This window comes from Ellagibacter isourolithinifaciens (assembly GCF_008831035.1).
In the GTDB taxonomy this organism is placed as follows: Bacteria; Actinomycetota; Coriobacteriia; order Coriobacteriales; family Eggerthellaceae; genus Ellagibacter; species Ellagibacter isourolithinifaciens.
Window position 1 is genome coordinate 79,769 of record NZ_WAJR01000004.1, and the last position, 19,884, is coordinate 99,652.

A 19,884-nucleotide genomic window follows, 5' to 3' on the forward strand; every position below is an offset into this window, starting at 1 on the left:
GAGCGCGGCCTCACCTCTGTACAAGATTGACGATAAGTTGTGAAGAAATGGTGATGGTTGCCAATATATCGCCTTGCCTGTACCGATAGTATCGCAGGCAAGGCGAAACGCAGGCGAGTTATTCCACGTTTTTGCATTATATGTGGAATGAAGCACAGTTCCTTCACAACTTATCGCCATTTTTGTACAGGTTCGCCCGAGTCGATCCGCAAGAAAGGCAAATCGGCGCGAGAGAAGCTGGGCAGAAGCATCCTGAAGGCAGAAAACCTCCGGACAAGCGGAAAAAAACGAGCAAAGCGACCAGCAAACCCCAACGGGAAGGAGCGCGCAGACGCGGGCGCCTTGGCGCGACGTGCGCACGCCCTCCCCTGGCTCCCTAGTGTGCTTCCGCCCAGGTGGGAGCGTTCGAAACGTCGGCGATGAGGGGAACCTTGAGCTCGACGACGCCCTCCATCACCTCACGCACCATGGCCGAAAGCGCCTCGACCTCGCCACGGGGCACGCTGAAGTCCAGCTCGTCGTGCACCTGGATGAGCAGCTTCGCGGCGAAGCCCTCTTCCCGCAACCTGCGCGACACCTCGATCATCGCGAGCTTGATAATATCGGCGGCCGAGCCCTGCATGGGATGGTTCATCGCCGTGCGCTCCCCAAACCCGCGCAGGTTCGCGTTGCCCGCATGGAGCTCGGGAATATGGCGCTTGCGGCCGAACATCGTCTCTGCGTACCCGCGCTTGCGCGCCTTCTCGACCGTGGCGTCCAGGTACGCGCGCACGCCGGGATAGGCCTCGAAGTAACGGTCGATCATGTCCTTTGCCTCCCCGAACGGTACGCCAAGGCTCTGCGAGAGGCCGAACGCCTGCTGCCCGTAGACGATGCCAAAGTTCACCGCCTTCGCGCGGGAGCGAAGCTCGGGCGTCACTTCCTCCACAGGGATGCCGAACACGCGGCTCGCCGTCGATGCGTGGAAATCGGCGCCGCTGTTGAAAGCCGCGACCAGGTGCTCGTCACCCGACAGGTGCGCGAGCAGGCGAAGCTCGATCTGCGAGTAGTCAGCCGAGAGAAACAGCGAGTCCTCGTCGAGCGGCACGAAGCACTCTCGAATGTGGCGGCCGAACTCGGTGCGCACGGGGATGTTCTGCAAATTCGGGTCTGACGAGGACAAACGGCCCGTCGTCGTCACCGTCTCGTTGAACGAGGAATGGACGCGCCCGTCGGTTGCGCGCATGCGGGGCAGCGCATCGATGTAGGTCGACTTGATCTTGGCGAGCTCGCGGTAGCGCAGGACGAGCGCAGGCAGCTCGTGAACCTCGGCGAGCTCCTTGAGCACCTTCGCGTCGGTGGAATATCCGCGCTGCGTCTTCTTTTTCGGCGGCAGGCCCAAGACCTCGAACAGGATATGACCGAGCTGTTTGGGCGAGTCGACGTTGAACTCCTCGCCGGCAAGCTCGATGATCCGCGCGCGCAAGGCATCGATGTCGCCCTGCGTGCGCTCGCCGATCTCGTCGAGGTGCGCGACGTCGATCGCGGCGCCCGTGCGCTCCATCGCGGTGAGCACAGGGACAAGCGGCAGGTCGATCTCGGCGTAGGTGCGCATCGACCCGTCGTCTTCGAGCGCGCGGGAAAGCGGCTCCTCGAGCGCGCGCGCCGCCGCGGCGAGCACGCAGGCGCGCTCCTCGTCGGTCTTCACCTCGGGAAGGGCCCCGCCTAAGTACTCGTCGGCGAGCGATTCGAGCGTGTAGTCGGAAACGGACGAGTTCATCACGTAGCCTGCAAGCCCCACGTCGAAGATTTCAGCCGCAAACAGCTCCTCGTCGGTGATGCGAGCCTCCTGCGCCGTGTCCGCGGGATACACCCGGTGCAGCATCTCCTTCGCGTCGAGCGCGGCGAAGCGCCCCTGCGCCACGACCTGGGCAAGCACCGAAAGCGCCTCGTCGCCTTCGAAGGAAGCAGCGCCCTTCGAGGTGGAAAACGCCGCGAATGCGCCCGCGTCGAACAGCGACGCCTGCTCGGGCTCGACGAACGCGATGCCCACGCGCTCCCCTTCCGCAATCGCGCCCTTAACGGCGGCATGCGCGTCGGCACCGTGCAGAACGGGCTCCCACGAAAGCACGGCTCGCTCGGCAGGCGCCTTCTCCCCCACGAGGTTCAGCACGTGGGCCAGATGCGCATTGAAGCGGACGCTCTTGAAGGCGGCCGTCACGCGCGCGGCGTCGAACGAGGGGAACGCCGCGTCCTCCAAGTCGAGCTCGAAATCGACATCGCGCGAGATGGTCGCCACCTTCCGGCTCGCGAACGCCTGGTCGCGATTGGTCTCGATCTTCTCCTTCTGCTTGCCTTTAAGCTCGCCGGTGTGCTCATAGATGCCCTCAAGGTTGCCGTAGGCGGAAAGCAGCTTCGCGGCCGTCTTGTCGCCCACGCCGGGCACGCCGGGGATATTGTCGGACGCGTCGCCCTTAAGCCCGAGGAAATCGGGGAACTGGGCGGGTGTGACGCCATAGCGCTCGAAGACCTCGTCGGGGCCGTAGATCGCGACATCGGTGATGCCCTTCTTGGTCGTGACGACGTGGGTGAGCTCGCTCACGAGCTGGTAGACGTCCTTATCGCCCGACACGAGCAGCGTGCGGTACCCGAGCGCCTCGTCGCGCGCGGAAACGGTGCCCAAGATGTCGTCGCCTTCCCAGCCAGCCACGCGCACAACCGGGATGCTCATCGCTTCGAGCAGGCCTTCCATCAGGGGAAACTGCACTTTAAGCGCGTCGTCCATCGGAGGACGCTGCGCCTTGTACTGCTCAATAGCCTCCATGCGCCACTTCGGGCGCCCCGCATCGAAGGCGCACACGATGGCATCCGGATGCGCCATCTCCACGAACTTCAGCAGCATAGCGACGAAGCCGAAGCACGCGTTGGTCGGCGTGCCGTCAGGCGCGTTCATCGTGGGCGGAACGGCGTGGTAGGCGCGGTGCATGAGCGAATTGCCGTCGATGACGGCCACGGTTTTAGACATGGAAGACCCTCCCGAGTCGCGGTGTTCTCGGCGAATCAGTGTAGCACGGAATCGACCAGGGCCGCGTCTTCTCCAACGCCTCTGCGCGTCTCGCGGGCCTCGCGCGCCTCTCGGCCTCCACGCGCGTTGCGGGCGGCGCGGGGGTCGTGCACCTCACGCGTCTCTCAGGCGTCGCAAGTGTCGCGCTCCTCCCGGACAGGCGGCTGCTCCTCCCGGTCGACCAAGTCGATCAGGCGCTGCTGGGAGTTGATCCCCATCTTCCGGTAGATATGCGTGATGTGCGTTTTCGCGGTGTTCGAGCTGATGAACAGCTTCTGCTGAATGTACTCGGCGTTCCTGCCCTTCGCAAGACACGTGAACACCTCCGCCTCGCGCGGCGAGAGATCGAACTGCTCGGCAATGGCGCGACAGCGGTCGCGGAAGGGCGACGCGTTCTTCGGCGGGTCGATCGAGGGCGGGCATTCGGCGCTCGCCGTCATGAGGGACAACAGGGCGTCCTCGGTTTCGGAATCGTCGGCGCCGTAGAGCGAGAAGGCTGCGACGACGATGATCGCGATCACGCAGGACAGCTCGCCAAGACCCTCGATCGCCACGTCGCCCGCGCGGAACGCGAAGAACGCGACGACGACGCCGAGTGCGAAGCCGGTCCACTGCGCGAGGCGCCCCATCGCGTAGCGTTTCACCGGGTAGAGCTGGAACTCGGCGTTCGACACCACAAGGTCGGTCCACTCCATGAGCGTCGCATAGGCGAACGCCCCCACGGCAATCGCTCCGCACACGATGCGCCCAGCATGCCCGAAATAGGGAATGAACAGGATGGATGCGGCTACAATCGGAACGGTGAGTCGCTGCATGCCGCTCATGTCCCAGCGAGATTTCGTCCGTTTCGTCGCCCAGAAGATCGCAACGCCCGAGCCTACGATGCCCGCCGCCGAGGCAATGAGCACCGCCCCGACACCCGAAAGCGCGAGCATCACGACGACGAACCCATACGCCATCCCGTTCGCGGCGATCGAGGCCGCAGCCTTGAGCGTGATGGAGGGGTCGCGCTGGAAGCCTTCCATCGCCTCCAAGGTGTCGGGGTCGACGCGGGAGACGAGGACGGAGGCGAGCACCATGCACGAGATCACGATGAACGCCAGGCCGAACAGGCCCATGAGCGGGCTTCCGGCGCCTGCGACCAAAAGGAAGAGCGGGGTGGCCAACGCGCCGCCGACCGCAATCGACATCGCCGTCCATTTCGGGGCCATCATGCTGAAGAGCACCGTCCACACAAGCGAGAGCGAAAGCTCCCCCGCGCCAAGCAGCACCCAGACCGCGATCGCGCAGGGCATGCGCCACCCCTCCGGGACAAGCCCCGCCCAGCTCGCGCCCGCCAGAAGGAACGCCGGGGCGAACAGGAACAGCGAGCCGGGCAGCACCAAGGGCCGCATTCTCCTGAACACGAAGTCGGGAAACCTCGAGCAGAATGCGAGGCACGCGTCCATCACCACGCGCGAGACGATAAGGCACAGGATGGCGATTTCCATCGGCTCGAAAGACAAAAGCGGAAGCGCAGGCGAGAACACGATATAGGTGCCCCACACCGTGAGGCACGCGAAGCCGATCGCGGCGAGCACGCACGCGGCAGACGTTTGCATCACCGGTTTTCTCCGGCCCTTGTCATCCGTCGAATCGAGAATCAAGAGCGCACCGGACGCGGCGAGCTTGCCGCCGGATGGGGCGCCAGACGCGGCGCCGACCGTGCCGCTCCCGCTTTTTGACGCGGTGCCGGACGCGGCGAGCTTGCCGCTGGATGCGACGCCAGAATCATCCACTCCCATGAAATCCCCCGTTACAAGTATGAATCACTATGCGAAGGTGACGGCATTTCCCCAGTTCAGCGGGAATCACCTTCTCGATGTGATTCATTCTTTCCCCCTGCAACCCATGATAGCAGCATCGCCAAGTCATCGAGAGGCAATTTCAAGATGCGGCGAAGCATCGGTAGCCAAGACGGCGCCGCGAAAACGAGAGGAGAAAGACATGGCTGAGGTCGAGAGGGAAGTCAAGAGAGCATCGTGTTTTCTGTGCCATCTGAACTGCGGAGTTCTCTGCACGAAGGAAAACGGCCGAGTCGTGAAGATTGAGGGAGATCCGGACAACCCGCACAACGAGGGATATGTGTGCTCCCGACTTGAACATGACCGCTGGAAGGATTTCGAGTACAACCCCAACCGCTTAAAAAGACCCCTCAAGCGCGTCGGCGAGCGCGGAAGCGGCCAGTGGGAAGAGATCACCTGGGACCAGGCCTTCGACGAAATGGCCGGGCGCCTTGCCGATCTTCGCGACAAATACGGCGCCGAGACCCTGTGCTTCCTCGAGGGAACGTACCGCACGCAGTCCAACCTGCACTACAAGTTCACCAACCTGTTCGGCACGCCGAACACTGGCGGCAACGGCACCATCTGCTACAGCTCCGACATGTGGCTCGAGCCGTGCACCTACGGCGGCTTCTGCTCTGATAAATCGGACTGGATGCGCGCTGACCTCGTCGTTTTGTGGGGCCGCAACCCTGCTGCATCCGAGCTTCTGAATTGGCAGTGGACACTGCGCAACATGCAGGAGCGCGGCGCGAAGCTCATCGTCATCGACCCCCGCTTCTGCGAGGTTGCCCAGAAGGCTGACCTCTTCCTGCAGATCCGCCCCGGCACCGACGCGGCGCTCGCCCTCGGCATGATCAACGTGATCATTGAGGAAGACCTCTACGATCATGAGTTCGTCGAGGAATGGTGCTATGGCTTCGACCAGCTGAAAGAGCGCGCGGCGGAATACCCCGTCGAGAAGGTCGCCGAAATCACCTGGATTCCCGCCGGCAAGATTCGCCAGGCGGCTCGCATGTACGCGACGACCAAGCCCGCCTGCCTGCCTTGGGGCGAGAAGGGCGGCGACGGCTGCGGCCTCAACGCCTCGAGCGCGATTCAGGGCAAGGCCATCCTGCGCGCCATCACGGGCAACATCGACAAGGTCGGCGGCGACCAGCTGACCATGCCGGGCGACCGCGGCAACACCGAGGACATGAACTTCTCCCACGACGCCCTCTCCCAAGAGCAGCGCGACAAGATGGTCGGCAACGACATGTACCCGGGCCTCACCTTCAAGGGCTGGGACATCATCTCGAAGGCCTACCCGCGCTTCTATCCCTACAGCAACGCGCCGACGATGTTCCGCCAGATGATCAGCGGCGACCCCTACCCCATCAAGGCATGCATCGTGCAGGCGGACAACCCGATGCTCGCGTTCAGCAACACGAAGCTCGTGCATGAAGCGCTGAAGAGCCTTGATTTGCTCATCGTGCACGATTACTTCATGACGCCGACGGCGGCGCTGGCCGACTACGTGCTGCCCGCGGCGACGTGGCTCGAGCGCTGCAGCATCGGCTACCCGACCATGGACGTCGAGCAGGTGAGCATGGCCGGCAGCATGCCCGTCCTCGAGCGCTTCGAAGGCGGCACCGACATCGACTTCCGCGACGACTACGAGTTCTGGTACGAGCTTTCCGAGCGCCTTGGCTTCGCCGACAAGTGGTGGGGTCCGAAGTACGAGGACATGATGAACGACCAGGTGGCGCCCTTCGGCATGAAGTTCCGCGACTTCTGCGAAAAGGTGAAGTACCTGAAGGTTCCCAACGTGCCGGAGAAGTACAAGGAGCCGGGCTTCAAGTTCCTCACCCCGACGGGCAAGGTCGAGCTGTACTCGACGGTCATCGAGAAGCTCGCGAAGGAGACAGGCCGCAACTTCGACCCGCTGCCGAGCTTCACGTTCCCGCCGAACTTCCCCGAAGCGGACCCGGAGTACGCCGAGGAGTACCCGCTCTGCATGATCACGGGCGCCAGGTTCATGCCCTTCTACCACACCGAGCATCGCCAACCCGGCGCGTACCGCGACCTGCATCCGGACCCGATCTTCGACATCCATCCCGACACCGCCATCTCGCTTGACATCGCACCGGGCGATTGGTGCTGGATCGAGACGCACAAGGGCCGCATCAAGCAGCGCGCTCGCACCACGACGACGGTCGACCCGCGAGTGATCAGCGTGCAGCATGACTGGTGGTTCCCCGAGGAGCCCGAAGCTGAGCCGTCGCTGTTCGGCGTGTTCAAGTCGAACGTGAACGTGATTTTAGACGACGACGCGAAGTATCTCGATCCGCTGATGGGATCCTGGCCGCTCACGGGTGCGAGCGCCAAGGTCTACAAGTGCGAAGAGCAAGACTGATAAGGATTGATGAGCCATGTGTTTCAGACCAGCATCAACGACGATGGGCGCGCGGATTTGCATGAAGTGCCACTATGTATGCGATGACGTGAGCGCCGAGAAATGCCCGCAGTGCGGGGAACCCTTCGAGGCTCCCGCGGCCGGGGCACCGACAACGGGCGGCGCGGCCGGGGCTCCTGGTGCGCCGAGTGCTCCCGGTGCGCCTAGTGCGCCTCCGCAAGCGGAGTAAGGCCGAGAGCGCATAAGCTGCCACAATCCGACCGCTTCCACGCGGGCGGGAAGGGCGTCAATCCCTTCCCGCCCGCTATCTTTATGTTCGCGCGCGACATCCTTGAAGCTCCCCACGAACGCCCCATGCGGACGCTTCCACGCGCGAGCTCGCGGCTCCTCTCAACTAGCAGCAGAGCCCATCCGAGCGCAGCGTTTCCCCGCAAGCGGGCGGCTTTAGCCGCCATTTTCGAGCGCACCTAAAATGCCTGCCCCTCCACTGCACGGCCGACTTGTGTTTGCCCGCGCGCACTTCATGGGGTAAGGTGTGTTCCCGCTATTCGTCACGAGAGGAAGCCCGATTCCATGTTCAAGATCAACCACGCCATTTTGCACGTTTTCGATTTCGTCTCATGCGTGAACGTGTTTTCGCAGGAAGAGCTTGACCTTTCAGACAAGAACGTGAAATCCTACGTGCAGCGCGTCGCGAAGCATGCGCTGGGCAACATCGATAACAAGCGCGGCGAGTTCGAGGCCGAAAGCGGTTTCAAAAACGAGCTTTGCGCCTACCTGAACGGGGAAAGCAACTTTACCGACCTCTCGCTCATGATCGCCGAATTCTTAGGAAGCGAGCTTGGCCGCGTGGAGCAGCCGGCCTCGTGCGACTTGCTCGTCGTCGATTTCGAGGACTCGCCGCGTGCCCCGAAACTCTCTGCGGAAGACCTCGCGGAACTCTCCGAAGAAGAAGCCGCAGCTGCCCAGGCCGAGCTCGATGCAGCGTTCGCTGGGAGAAGCGCCCGCTACTTCGGGCTGCTGCTCCTCGAGAGCAAGCCGGCGTTCATGCACGAAGTGGGCAAGGCCGAAGACGGCGCGTCGGTGAATCGTATCGAGCGCCACCACGCCATCCTGCCGAGCCCCTCGCAGAAGATTTCCTCGTTTGGCCTGGTGGACGTGCGCACCATGTCGGTGCAGTTCGTCGACAAGGCACGCGAGATTGCCGGCGAGGAGCGCTACCTCATCCCGCAGGGCCTGCTTCAGTGCACGATGGAAGCGTCGAGCAAGGAGCTCATCGATACGACGATGCGCCTGGTCGAAGAAGTTGCCAACGAGTACGGCGCCAATGCGGCGATCGCCACGGCGAAGGCGAAGGCATACGTCGCCGAGAACGCCGAAGACTCCGATGAGGTGCCCTTCGACGAGTTCGTCGAAGAGGTGTTCGAGGACGAGGGGCCGCGCCGCAGCTTCGTCGAAGCGGCGCAGAAGGGAAACCTTCCCGAGCACGCGCCCGTCGAACGCGCGGTCGCCAAGCGCGTCACGCGCAACCACAAGATCCGCACCGACACTGGCATCGAGATCACCTTCCCGGCGGAGTACGCGCAGAATCCCGAGTTCATCGAGTTCACCAGCACGTCAAACGGGCTCATCCGCATCGAGCTCAAAAACATCGGAAGCATCGAGAACAAGTAGCGACGCGCGAAGGAGGCAAACGGGGGGAAGCGCGCAAAGGCTGACTCGGATTCGCCCAATCTCGCACCTGGTCGGTCAACCTGCGGATGCCAGCCTCAACCCCGCAGCTGAGCGTCCGCCTCACCTGATCGCTTCCGCACGATTCCCCTTCCGGCAAGCCTTTCCGCCGCAAAGATTCCTCACCTAGGGAGGATGAACCGTAGATAATTCAGCCAGATGGTAGGATGCAAACTATTGAATCATGATGGAACCATGGTCGTTTCGTGCACTGCATGCGCGCTAAATGTCACTCGTGGCATCTATAATTCCGCTGGCGGGCGAACCATTCAAATCGCGTTCCCCGCACGTTATCTTGGATACAACGAGAAGATTAGAGAAGGAACGTGATAGATGATTATTATCGTAGCATGCGAGGGTTTAGGCGTATCGCCCCATGCCGTGCATTGCGCGAGCTTCATGTGCTACACCGTCGAACGAGGGATTATCGCTGACTGCCGCAACCTGCCGAACCCTGGACTTTCCGCCGAGGACACCGCGCAGATGTTCATTGACCTGGGCGTCAGCACCATTATCACCGGCGGGATCGACTACGACTTCGCAAATATGCTCTGCCACGCCGGCATCGAAGTCGTCGCTGGTGTCGAAGGTTCGGCGCGTGAAGTGCTCGAAGCTTACATCAACCACACGCTCATCGGCGCCGACGAGCTGTGCCACACCCTTGCCTTCAACAACGACGAGGAAGAAGCAGAAGTCGACGATGCGTTCGCGAAGCTGGAAGCGAACTTCTTCACAGCGAACGCATAAAGAAGCGAAGAATCATACCGCGCAGAGAGCTCGCCGTTTGGCGAGCTTTTTTCTTCTAGGAACGATTTGGGGAAGAAGGCGCGCCCTTGCGGGTCCGCCTAGGGACCTGCAAGGGGCTTATAGGACAAACAGTGTGTCTGCCTTAGAGACATGGGGGTGCGCCCATAAAGTTGGAGAGCTGTCTCGAAGGAGGATTGGAGTGGTCAAGGTTTTCTGGACAATTATTTAAGCATCTTCAGGCGGCATCTCGCTCTAAGTCGCAAGGCGCCATATATCCGTTCTTGGAATGCAACCGCTGCCTGTTGCAGCAGGGCTCGATGTATTTGAACACCTCCTGCCTCGCCTCGTCCTTGGATTTGTATCTTGCGCCATTTATCAGCTCTCGCTTGAGCGTCTTGAAGAACGACTCGGCCACCGCATCGTCCCACGGATTTCCAGGCCTTGACATTGACTGGGCTATCCCGTGCGACTCGAGGCATCTCTGGAATGCGCGCGAGGTGCATTGGGACCCCTGGTCGTCGTGGAACACCAGCGAGAAGTCATCCGACGGGTCCTCCCTTCCGACGACCTGCTCAAGCGCATCGATGGCCAGCTTCTCCGCGATCCTGTCCGACATCGACCATCCGACGACCTTGCGATGCCACGCGTCTATCACGGCCGCGAGGCAGAGCCGGCCCTCGTCGGTGTCAATATAGGTGATGTCGCCGACCCAGAGCCTGTTCCTGGCGTCCACGTCGAAGACGCGGTTGATGAGGTTCACGCGCGGATCGCCCTTCTCGACCGGCTTCGCTCGCCTGTGCTTTCTCGTCGTGCCCTTAGCCTGGAGGCCCAGCCTGCGCATGACGGCTAGAACGCGCTTCTCGCTCACGGCTATCCCGTCGCGCCTGAGCTCGCGGTTGATGCGGCGGTAGCCGTGCCGGCCCTTGTGCAGCCCGACCTTCTCGACGACGAACCCTTCAAGCGCCTCCCGCTCTATCTGCGCGTTCGACTTGAGCCTGTTCAAGTAGTCGTAGTACTCGGATTTGGAAACGTGGAGAATCTCGCAAGCCTTCCTGATGGGGCCGAGTTCGCCCCTATGCGCCTTGATGAGCCCGCACCTCGCGCATGGTCTTGACTCAAGAAGGCCCGGAAATTTTTTAGCAGCTCGTTCTCGCGCTCGAGCTCCTCGACCTTCTTCCTGAGCTTCACGATCTCGTAGTCCTTGTTGACCTTGGGACTTCCGTTGCCGGGGAAGGCGGCATCGCCCATCTCCTCGTATTCCTGAGCCCAGCGTCTGAGCGTGGAATCCTTGATCCCAAGCTCCTTTGCGAGGTCGACGACTCTCATCTCTCCGCTCAGCACCACCCGGGCGGCCGCGACCTTGAACTGCTTGTCGTAGCGCTTCCTTCTTTGGGTCATTCCGAACACCTCTCACCCTTAACTTGGTGTCCAGAAAATTATCCCCTCTCCAGACGACAATGCCATAGCAGCGCTCACCTCGCTTAAGGGTATCGGCATCTGGACAGCCGAGATGATCTTGCTTTTCAGCTTGGGGCGCCCAAACATCTTCGCCTTCGACGACCTTGCCATCCAGCGCGGCATGCGCATGGTGTATCACCATCGCAAGATCACGCGCGAGCTGTTCGAGAAGTACCGTCGGCGCTTCAGCCCCTATTGCAGCGTGGCGAGCCTGTACTTCTGGGAAATGTCGCACGGCGTGGTGCCCGGGCTTGTCGATCACGCGCCAAAAAAGAAAACCATGAAGAAGAAATAGGCCCCCGTTTTCGAGACCAAGGCGCGCGAATTGCGTGAGACGAGGCCTCACGAGACGCTAGACAGCCAACTTGCGTCCGACCGGTGAAGCATCGGCCATACACTAGCCCCGCATAATGCGCCTGTGCCCGCGCGCCCACAGGCACAACCCAATTCCCCGATAACTTTCTTGTTCGTGGCAATTCCAACAGATTATTCTTAACCAACTGTTATTCTTATTTATGCTATATATCTCCTCGCACGAATAGGAATTCCCCATGCCCCTCAAGACAGCCAAGCACACCGCAGCATTCGCCATAAGCGGCGGCATCGTTGTGATGGTGGTCCTGTTTTTCGGCTCATTCATGCTTGGCCAATACCCCATCGACCCCATAGGCGTCGTGAACATCATTGGCTCTAAAATCTTCGGCTTTGATTGCACCGAAAGCGACATGGCGCAAACCATTGTGTGGAAAGTGCGCCTACCTCGCATTTGCGCCGCCCTTCTTGTAGGCGCCTCGCTCGCCGTAGCCGGCGCCGTGTATCAGGGCCTTTTCAAAAACCCCATGGTCTCACCCGACATTTTGGGCGCCTCGTCGGGCGCAGGGCTCGGTGCCGCTATTGCGATTTTGCTAAGCCTTCCCTATGCCTTCATCCAAGTCAACGCCTTTGTTTTCGGCATCGTCGCTGTTGGGCTTGCCTATTTTGTCTGCCAACGCGTGAGTCGCGGCAAAGACGCCATTCTCATGCTCGTGCTCGGCGGCATGATTGTGTCCACTTTGTTCTCGTCGTTCATCACGCTCACGAAATACATCGCCGACCCCGAGAGCAAGCTCCCGGAAATCACGTATTGGCTCATGGGTGGCTTATCGACCGTATCCCTTCAAGACGTGCTGTTCCTGCTTCCGCCTATGCTCATTGGCATAGCGCCCTTAGCCTGCCTACGCTGGCAATTGAACGCAATGGCCTTCGGCGATGAGGAAGCCCAGGCTATGGGCCTCAATGTCAAGCGCCTGCGCGGACTGTTCATCCTGTGCGCCACCTTGCTCACCGCCGCATCGGTTGCTATTGCGGGCATGATCGGCTGGATCGGCCTCATCATTCCCCACATGGCTCGATTCCTTGTGGGCCCGAACTGCAAAGAGCTGCTCCCCATGTCGTTTCTTGTAGGGGGAAGTTTCCTGCTCCTTGTCGACAACGTCGCTCGTCTCATGTTCACCGTGGAGATACCCCTGGGGATCCTCACGTCAATCATCGGGGCTCCATTTTTCTTCTACCTGCTACTTAAGCGAAAGCGAGGGCAACTGTGAAACTCGAAGCGCGCAACATATGCGCAGGGTATCGAAATGTCGACGTCGTTCGCAACGTGAGCTTCGAACTTGAAAGCGGTGAGGTTCTTTGCCTGCTAGGGCCCAACGGCGTTGGGAAAACCACGCTTTTCAAGTCTCTGCTGGGCTTCATTCCCTTCTCGAACGGCGGCCTCTATGTCGACGGAAAGCATATCGACCACAAGAACCGCCGGGAAATGGCCTCTTTGATCGGCTACGTCCCGCAAGTGCACGAACCGCCCTTTCCTTTCGTTGTTATCGACGTTGTGGTCATGGGCTCCATCGCCCGTGCCGACATGTTCTCGGGGCCTTCGAAAGACGCCTTCGACGAAGCCGACGAACTGCTCGAGCTGCTTGAGATCTCCTACCTCCGCGACCGCGTTTACACCGAGATCAGCGGCGGCGAGCGACAAATGGTGCTCATAGCCCGCGCGCTCATGCAAAACCCCGCGTTCCTCATGATGGACGAGCCCACCTCAAGCCTCGACTTCGGAAACCAAATGCGCGTACTCGCCCAGATATGCGCGCTTGCTAAGCGAGATGTTGGCATTATCATGACCTCACATTTTCCCGATCATGCGTTTCTTTGCTGCGACAAAGCCGCCGTCATGAGCCGGACGGAGCCCTTCCGCGTTGACACCATTGAGAATATCGTAACCGAGGAAACGCTCCAAAACGCCTACGGCATTCCCGTGCGCATCGCGTCCATTGACGTGCCCGATCATCCCGACAACTCGGTCACAACATGCGTGCCGCTGCTTAAGACGAAAGCAAATCCCTGCCCCTGCGACTCGATCGAGATGCCCGCGCGATTCGAGGGAGCACGCGCATGATTGCCGCAAGTGCGCCCGCAAACCTGCGCGAACTCATTGAAGCGACTCTTTCCCTCACCTGCCCTGACGGCGAAGTGCCCGTCATCGAGCAGCTGTGTTTCGCCGCACGATGGGCCGTTGTAGAACTTTCGGACGGGCGGGCGGGCCGCGCGTTCACGTTCAACGGCCAGCATGCCGTGTACGGTGCGCTCGATTTCGAGCACATGCGAAGCATGAAGCGCCTTTTGGGCATGCGCGCCGACAGGGCCATTGCCCAGCTGTTTCGCGAAGGCGCTTCCGCAGCAGAAGCGGCAAACAACCAAGGCGCTTCCGCGCAAGCGTCGCTCGCCCGCAGCGTGGCGCTCGCTATTGCCAACGCGTTGTCTTGCGAGCTGAATGCGCCGACGGAGCTCGAAGAGCGCGGATTCAACGTCTCTGCGCCAACCGATCGGTCGTTCCTGCACCCGGAAAATGCCGTTGTGCTCATTGGCGCGGGAATGATACTGCAAGAATCGGCCGCCACTTGCGCTTCGGTTGACGTTGTGGACATGAGGCCCCGTGCCACGTTGCAAAGTCTGCTGCTGAACGCGCATGGCGAGCGATACGGACCCGGCCAGGTGCGATTCCACGGCGTGGAAGACACCACAGACCTCGTAGCTCGCGCCGACGTCGTCGGCATAACGGGATGCGCCCTGGAAAACGACAGCTTGTTCGACATTGCCCGGTTGCCCCGAAAAGCACGCGAGTTCGTCATATTCGGCCCTTCCGCCCAGGTACCCATGGAGCTTTTGGCCGCACTTGGCGCCACACGCATCGTGACAAGCCGCATCGTCGATGCAAAAAGCCTGATAGACGGCATGCTCGCCAATTTCGACGCAGCAGGACCCCGTTCCGCAACCGAAGGATACGTCGTGACCATGTACACAAGCGCATCGCCAAGCGCTTAGTCACCCCCCAACAGAAAGGAATACCCATGACCCAGCAACGCCAACAGCCGGCGAACACCATGAGCCGTCGCCGCTTCGTCGAATTGCTCATTGCGGCAGGCGTCGTATCGACGGGCACCATTGCCCTCGGCGGATGCTCAAGCGACGGTGCGGCAAGCTCGTCGAGCGCCGCATCGAGCTCGACAGCGCAAAGCGCAAGCAACATCGTCATCGACGCCAAGGGAAACGAGTTCACCATTCCCGAGAGCATCGAGCGCATCGCCATCACCTGCAACGGTGGCACCACACACGAAGTGGCCATCTTCGGCGGGGCCGACAAGATCGTCGCGCAACCCTCCATGAAGAAGTTTCCCCAACTGCTCAAAATGTACCCGCAGTTCAACGATGTCATCAACGCTGGTTCTTTCGACGACCTCAACATTGAGACCCTCATTGCGCAAGAGCCCGATATTGCCCTTGTGGGCATCAGCTCCGATAAGGGCAACGCCCAAATCGCCGATGTCGGAATCCCAACCTATGTCATGCTCATAGGCTGGGCTGCGATTGACACGCTCAAGCAGGAATTCCTCAACGTCGGTCAGATTCTCAACAACAAAGAACAAGCGGAAAAGCTCGTCGAGCATTGGGACACCACGCTTGAGGACCTGGGGAAGAAAATCGCGAACGTGCCCGACGCCGAGCGCAAAAGCGTGTACTACATTAGCAACGCAACCATCACAAAGGCGAATACCGGAGATTGGGGTCGCACCTGGATCGACGGCGTCGGTGCCGATTTCGCCGTTCCCGAAACCGACCTCAATGGCGAGGTAACGGTCGAGAAGGTGCTCGAATGGGACCCGGACGTCATCATCGTCCAAGGAGGAAGCGACCTTAACGACCTTTATACATCCGAGCAGATCAAAGACCTCAAGGCTATCAAGAACAAGCAGGTATTCTCTATTCCCATCGGTGGTTTTTGGTGGGATCGCCCCAGCCCCGAGGCAACGCTGGGCTTTCTGTGGCTTGCGAAGACCGTCTATCCCGACTACACCGAGGATATTGACCTTGAAAAGGAGACGAAATCGTTCTTCAGCGAGTTCTACAGCTATGAGCTCTCAAGCGAGGAATACCAGTCGTTCTTCTAAGGCAAGCACCCGCACCCCGCGCGATTCAGCGCCTCTCGAAAGTCGGGCGCAGAGAACGCGCGGGGCAGCGCCGAGGTGCCTGGCGCCTCACGAGACGCAGTGCAGCTCGAAATGGCCACGTGTGTACGAAATGAGCCCATCTTGCTTCAGCTTGCTCAACTCGTGAGACAGCGCGCTGCGCTCGACGTAAAGGGCATCGGCGAGCTCTTGGCGACTATAGGGAATATCGAACACCGTCGAACCGTTGAGGCGCGCCTGCTCCGATAAGTACGCGAGCACCTTCTCGCGCGTCGTGCGGTTCGACACAATGCCGAGCTTGCCGATAAGATCGGCGTTCATCTTCATGGCGATACAGGCCAAATTCGACCTGATGCGATTGACGTGAACCATGCAGCAAGGCTTCGCCTCGACTTTCTTCTCGAGGTTGAACTGCAACAGCGTGCACGGCTCATCGGCAACGACGTCGGCCGGGCTCGCGTAATCGAGCGCGAAGAACTGCTCGGCCGCAATGACGAACCCAGGCTTGTACTCCCCCAAGATGGAGCGATTTCCCCAGTAATCGTTGCTCAAGATGAACGCATTGCCCGAGAGAAGGTAGCGCGCATACTTCCCCTTCTCGCCCTGCGCGAGAATGCGCTCCTTGCTCTCGAAGGTCGCAATGGTAGCATTGAGGCACTTGAGGACATGGGGCACTTTCTCGGGGGGAACGCCCTCGAAAAGAGGAAGGTCAAGGGGTATCTCTGCAAAATCCGACATCGCACCTCTCCTGTTGGTGGTAAAAGCAACGGAATGTATCTTTGATTCAGATTATAGTTATTTAAGTAAAAAATTCTAACACCTCAGTGCCCAATGGCAAACAGAAAGGAGTCGCTCCCCCATGTTGAGAATCGCGATATACGGAAAGGGCGGCATCGGCAAGTCGACAACGGTGTCGAACCTCTCGGCCGCACTTGCGCAGCGAGGACTCACCATCATGCAGATCGGGTGCGACCCTAAAGCCGACTCAACGCTTTTGCTCATGCATGGGCAGCGCATCGATTCCGTGCTCGACACCATGCGCGCGCACGGCGACCCCGCCCTCGACGACGTCGTGCACAAAGGGCATGCCGGCGTTCTGTGCGTCGAGGCGGGCGGGCCAACACCAGGGACAGGCTGCGCGGGACGCGGGATTATCACCGCCTTCGAGCAGCTCGACGAGCTGAACGCCTATGGGGTATACCGGCCCGACGTGGTTCTCTACGACGTTCTCGGCGACGTGGTGTGCGGCGGGTTCTCGCTTCCCTTGCGCGGCGAGCACTCCGACATCGTTTTCGTGGTCACCTCCGGCGAGATGATGGCGATGTACGCCGCATCGAACATTGCTTCGGCAGTTGAGCGCTTCAAGACGCGCGACTACGCGCAATTCGGCGGGCTGATTCTCAACAAGCGAAACGTCGAGAACGAAGACGAGTTTGTCGAGCAACTCGCCCGCGAGCTCAACACCGAGGTCGTGGGCACCATACCACGCTCCTCCGACATCCACGAATGCGAGCAGCGGCAGTGTACCGTGATCGAGGGGGCGCCCGATAGCACTGTTGCCCACGCATACGAAACACTCGTCGATGCCATGCTCGCCAAAGCGGCCGCACTCGGCTTGGGCGAGGTGGGATCAAGGTGAGTCGCGACCTCTCGCTGTTCATCCCCCATCGCGGACGCCCGAAGATATCGCTGGGCATTCCCGAGAGCTTCGATTTATACCTCTGTCCACCCGCATGCGTGCGCCGTGTGTCTATTCGCGCCATTCGAAACGACGCGCGCGGGCACATGGGATTTCTCTACATGAGCGAGGCCGATTTAGCCACCGGCGCATACGAGCAGCGCCTCTTCGAGGCCGTCGACAACGTGCTCGCATCGCTCGATAGGCAGCCGCGCGCGTTCTTCATCCACCTCAACTGCGTCGACGATTTTCTGGGAACCGACGAAGACGCCATGCTCGCAAAACTTCGGGAGCGCTTCCCCGCAACGGGGTTCGCCACCATGCACATGAACCCCATTGCGGCCGATAAGGGCCTCTCCACGGGGCTGCGCATCCACGAGCGCCTCTACAGCATGCTCGATCCCATCGGCCCCGCAAGCGGGCGCGATGATGCCGTCAACCTCATCGGCAACTTCGCATCGCTTGAGCGAGACTGCGAGCTGCCTCGCATTCTCGAGGCGTGGGGAATCGGCGAAGTGCGCCAGCTTTTTGCCTGCACGACGTACGAGGAATACCAGGCGCTCGCGAAAAGCCGGCTTAACATAGTGCTCGCCAACATTGGCTCATACGCCGCCGAATGCATGGAGAAGCGCCTGGGCATCCCGCAGCTCAGCGCACCTGTCGACTACGAGTTCGCCAACATTGAGGCATGCTATCTGGCCCTAGGAAAGGCGCTTGGGGCGATTCCCGCCGAGCAGATATCACTCGAAGCACCGCACTGCGAGGGTAGCGCACGACGAAACCCTGCGGACGTCATCATGACCCAAGCAAAAGACCGCGCGCGAAGCGCCATTAAGCGCGCACGCAAGCATTTGGGGGATCGCGCCGTCATAGTGGACTCGTCCGCCGCGATGCGTCCCTTCGCACTTGCAAAGGCCCTCATGGGTTACGGGTTCAACGTGTGCGCCGTGTTCGCCCTGCACGAAAAACCCGAAGACGCCGAGGCTCGCGACTGGGTGCTGGAAAACGCCCCGCACGTCAACGTCGTTCGCAGCGAGAGCTATGACGACATAATAGAGCTCGGACTTCCCCGCAACGCCGTTTGCGTCGGGTTCGACTGCGCCTACCTGCTGAAGGCGCCGCATTTCGTTGCGCTGCAAAAAGACGAGGGGCTTTTCGGCTATCAGGCCGTATGGCAGCTCATGAAACTCATGATGGACTCGCTTACGAGCACAACGGAATGGGAGGGGTAGCCTTGTCTCGCCTGTCGCTTTTCCTACCCTCGTTCGCCGCCGACTACTCGGGCGTGTGCTCGTGCCTTTTCGATCTTGACTTCCTCGTGGTCATGAACGATGCGGCATGCTGCACGCGCAACTACGTCGACTACGACGAACCGCGCTGGTCGCGCGAGAAGGTAACCACCCTGTGCTCCCAACTGCGCACCCTTGACGTTGTCATGGGAGACGAAGCGGGAACCATCGCCAAAATTGTCGATGCGGCGCGCAGCACCTCGCCACGCGGCATCGCCGTGCTCGGCAGCCCCGTTCCTGCCATTACCGGCATGGACACATCGGGCATGGCGAAAGAAGTCGAGGTCCTTACGGGCATTCCCTCGATCGGCTTTGCCACCACGGGCTTCGCAACCTACGAGCAGGGCATAGATCGCGCATGCCGCGGGCTGCTCAAGAAATTCTGCTCGTCGCCCGCAAACCGCCCCCGCGCGTGCCGCCCCGGCGAGCCTTGCGAGGGCGACGGCCGCGAGCAGCCCGCCTCGCCCGCCCCGAGGCCGCGCGTCAACGTTTTGGGAATTACCCCACTCGACTTCGGCACCGTTGGGACCGAGCACGACCTTACGAGTTGGCTTCAGAACGAAGGTTTTGAAGTCGGTGCTTGCTGGTGCATGGGTTTCTCGCTCGAAGACGTGAGGCAAACGCCCAAAGCAGACGTGAACCTCGTTGTTTCGGCGGGCGCGCTCAAAGCGGCCACCACCGCAGAAGCGCTGTTCGGCACGCCGTTCGTGGTGGGGCTGCCGTGCGCCGGCAAGCAGGCGGCCTACGTGGCCGCAAGCCTCAGGCAGGCTGCCACAAGCGGGTCTTCCGCTTATGCCCTGGTGGGAAGCGAGAGCGAAGGCGCGGGCGGCAATGCGGGTACGGACGGCAACGTGGGCGCGGGCCCCCAGAGGGCCAACGAGAGCGCGCTCATCGTAGGCGACTGGGTTTGCGCCAGCTCCCTGCGCTCGGCGCTTCGCTTGGAGGGATGGCCCGGCAAGATCACCGTCGCGAGCCTTTTTGGGAAGCGCCCCGTGTTCGCGGGGGCGGAAGACGCAGCTATCGCATGCGAGCGGCAACTCGTCGACCTCGTGCGCAACGGCAACTTCTCCAGCATCATAGGCGACCCTTTGCTCGGGCGCATTCCCGGCGCGCGGGCGAGCAGGCACGTTCGCCTTGCGCATCCCGCGCTTTCGAGCAACCTCTTCGAGGCCGAGATGCTGCGCTACCTAACCACCGACGTATCGAAACTGCTTTAAC

At 61.0% G+C, this 19,884-nt stretch carries 15 protein-coding genes and 1 pseudogene; 11 read left to right on the forward strand and 5 right to left on the reverse strand.

The annotated features are described in order from the left end of the window. Positions 1-376: 376 nt before the first annotated feature. On the reverse strand, positions 377-3,004 hold the full coding sequence (gene polA, locus F8C90_RS03025; protein WP_158048970.1) for a DNA polymerase I: 2,628 nt from the start codon (positions 3,002-3,004) through the stop codon (positions 377-379). Between the two features lie 164 nt (positions 3,005-3,168). Then, positions 3,169-4,827 (reverse strand): helix-turn-helix transcriptional regulator, encoded by a 1,659-nt coding sequence (locus F8C90_RS03030; RefSeq protein WP_158048971.1) that lies wholly within the window; start codon positions 4,825-4,827, stop codon positions 3,169-3,171. A 202-nt stretch (positions 4,828-5,029) separates the two neighbouring features. On the opposite strand from F8C90_RS03030, the gene F8C90_RS03035 reads away from it, so the two are divergent. The 3 genes from F8C90_RS03035 (at position 5,030) to F8C90_RS03050 (ending at position 9,739) form a co-directional block, all read left to right on the forward strand. Continuing rightward, positions 5,030-7,261, forward strand: a complete 2,232-nt coding sequence (locus F8C90_RS03035) for a molybdopterin-containing oxidoreductase family protein (protein ID WP_170264510.1) — start codon at positions 5,030-5,032, stop codon at positions 7,259-7,261. Positions 7,262-7,834: 573 nt separating this feature from the next. After that, complete coding sequence (locus F8C90_RS03045; RefSeq protein WP_158048974.1) at positions 7,835-8,935, forward strand: nucleoid-associated protein; 1,101 nt, start codon at positions 7,835-7,837, stop codon at positions 8,933-8,935. A gap of 390 nt (positions 8,936-9,325) precedes the next feature. Next, positions 9,326-9,739, forward strand: coding sequence for a NifB/NifX family molybdenum-iron cluster-binding protein (locus F8C90_RS03050; protein ID WP_158048975.1), 414 nt, complete (start codon positions 9,326-9,328; stop codon positions 9,737-9,739). Between the two features lie 235 nt (positions 9,740-9,974). On the opposite strand, the gene F8C90_RS03055 is transcribed toward F8C90_RS03050, so the two are convergent. Beyond that, positions 9,975-11,009, reverse strand: coding sequence for an IS3 family transposase (locus F8C90_RS03055; protein WP_246155760.1), 1,035 nt, complete (start codon positions 11,007-11,009; stop codon positions 9,975-9,977). After that, a pseudogene (locus tag F8C90_RS11190) lies at positions 10,898-11,137 on the reverse strand (transposase); the annotation flags it as partial. The gene F8C90_RS03055 and the pseudogene F8C90_RS11190, both read right to left, overlap by 112 nt. A 112-nt stretch (positions 11,138-11,249) precedes the next feature. On the opposite strand from F8C90_RS11190, the gene F8C90_RS10885 reads away from it, so the two are divergent. The 5 genes from F8C90_RS10885 to F8C90_RS03075 all read left to right on the forward strand — a co-directional run bounded on the left by F8C90_RS10885 (position 11,250) and on the right by F8C90_RS03075 (position 15,681). Beyond that, positions 11,250-11,492 carry a DNA glycosylase family protein gene (locus tag F8C90_RS10885; protein WP_211360999.1) on the forward strand — a complete coding sequence of 81 codons (243 nt, stop codon included), beginning with the start codon at positions 11,250-11,252 and terminating at the stop codon, positions 11,490-11,492. Between the two features lie 256 nt (positions 11,493-11,748). Continuing rightward, the gene (locus tag F8C90_RS03060) at positions 11,749-12,780 is read left to right on the forward strand and encodes a FecCD family ABC transporter permease (RefSeq protein WP_158048977.1); all 1,032 of its coding nucleotides are present in this window, start codon (positions 11,749-11,751) and stop codon (positions 12,778-12,780) included. Beyond that, positions 12,777-13,631, forward strand: coding sequence for an ABC transporter ATP-binding protein (locus F8C90_RS03065; RefSeq protein WP_158048978.1), 855 nt, complete (start codon positions 12,777-12,779; stop codon positions 13,629-13,631). Before F8C90_RS03060 ends, F8C90_RS03065 begins: the two co-directional genes overlap by 4 nt. After that, positions 13,628-14,557, forward strand: coding sequence for a Rossmann-like domain-containing protein (locus F8C90_RS03070; RefSeq protein WP_158048979.1), 930 nt, complete (start codon positions 13,628-13,630; stop codon positions 14,555-14,557). Before F8C90_RS03065 ends, F8C90_RS03070 begins: the two co-directional genes overlap by 4 nt. Positions 14,558-14,583: 26 nt before the next feature. After that, positions 14,584-15,681 carry an ABC transporter substrate-binding protein gene (locus tag F8C90_RS03075; RefSeq protein WP_211361000.1) on the forward strand — a complete coding sequence of 366 codons (1,098 nt, stop codon included), beginning with the start codon at positions 14,584-14,586 and terminating at the stop codon, positions 15,679-15,681. A gap of 87 nt (positions 15,682-15,768) precedes the next feature. On the opposite strand, the gene F8C90_RS03080 is transcribed toward F8C90_RS03075, so the two are convergent. Beyond that, positions 15,769-16,437: a Crp/Fnr family transcriptional regulator gene (locus F8C90_RS03080; protein WP_158048980.1), complete on the reverse strand. Its 669-nt coding sequence runs from the start codon at positions 16,435-16,437 to the stop codon at positions 15,769-15,771. 121 nt (positions 16,438-16,558) lie between these two features. Between F8C90_RS03080 and F8C90_RS03085 the strand changes: the two genes are divergently transcribed. The 3 genes from F8C90_RS03085 to F8C90_RS03095 are packed head-to-tail and all read left to right on the forward strand — an operon-like array spanning position 16,559 to position 19,883. Continuing rightward, complete coding sequence (locus tag F8C90_RS03085) at positions 16,559-17,338, forward strand: nucleotide-binding protein (RefSeq protein ID WP_158048981.1); 780 nt, start codon at positions 16,559-16,561, stop codon at positions 17,336-17,338. Beyond that, positions 17,335-18,609, forward strand: coding sequence for a nitrogenase component 1 (locus tag F8C90_RS03090; RefSeq protein WP_158048982.1), 1,275 nt, complete (start codon positions 17,335-17,337; stop codon positions 18,607-18,609). The genes F8C90_RS03085 and F8C90_RS03090 overlap by 4 nt, the downstream gene beginning before the upstream one ends. Continuing rightward, positions 18,549-19,883, forward strand: coding sequence for a nitrogenase component 1 (locus F8C90_RS03095; protein ID WP_158048983.1), 1,335 nt, complete (start codon positions 18,549-18,551; stop codon positions 19,881-19,883). Before F8C90_RS03090 ends, F8C90_RS03095 begins: the two co-directional genes overlap by 61 nt. Position 19,884 lies beyond the last annotated feature (1 nt).

Bases quoted from the DNA above. Each gene is read 5' to 3' on its own strand.
- polA (WP_158048970.1), bottom strand. From the start codon at position 3,004: ATGTCTAAAACCGTGGCCGTCATCGACGGCAATTCGCTCATGCACCGC.
- F8C90_RS03030 (WP_158048971.1), bottom strand. From the start codon at position 4,827: ATGGGAGTGGATGATTCTGGCGTCGCATCCAGCGGCAAGCTCGCCGCG.
- F8C90_RS03035 (WP_170264510.1), top strand. From the start codon at position 5,030: ATGGCTGAGGTCGAGAGGGAAGTCAAGAGAGCATCGTGTTTTCTGTGC.
- F8C90_RS03045 (WP_158048974.1), top strand. From the start codon at position 7,835: ATGTTCAAGATCAACCACGCCATTTTGCACGTTTTCGATTTCGTCTCA.
- F8C90_RS03050 (WP_158048975.1), top strand. From the start codon at position 9,326: ATGATTATTATCGTAGCATGCGAGGGTTTAGGCGTATCGCCCCATGCC.
- F8C90_RS10885 (WP_211360999.1), top strand. From the start codon at position 11,250: ATGATCTTGCTTTTCAGCTTGGGGCGCCCAAACATCTTCGCCTTCGAC.
- F8C90_RS03060 (WP_158048977.1), top strand. From the start codon at position 11,749: ATGCCCCTCAAGACAGCCAAGCACACCGCAGCATTCGCCATAAGCGGC.
- F8C90_RS03070 (WP_158048979.1), top strand. From the start codon at position 13,628: ATGATTGCCGCAAGTGCGCCCGCAAACCTGCGCGAACTCATTGAAGCG.
- F8C90_RS03075 (WP_211361000.1), top strand. From the start codon at position 14,584: ATGACCCAGCAACGCCAACAGCCGGCGAACACCATGAGCCGTCGCCGC.
- F8C90_RS03080 (WP_158048980.1), bottom strand. From the start codon at position 16,437: ATGTCGGATTTTGCAGAGATACCCCTTGACCTTCCTCTTTTCGAGGGC.
- F8C90_RS03085 (WP_158048981.1), top strand. From the start codon at position 16,559: ATGTTGAGAATCGCGATATACGGAAAGGGCGGCATCGGCAAGTCGACA.
- F8C90_RS03095 (WP_158048983.1), top strand. From the start codon at position 18,549: ATGGCAGCTCATGAAACTCATGATGGACTCGCTTACGAGCACAACGGA.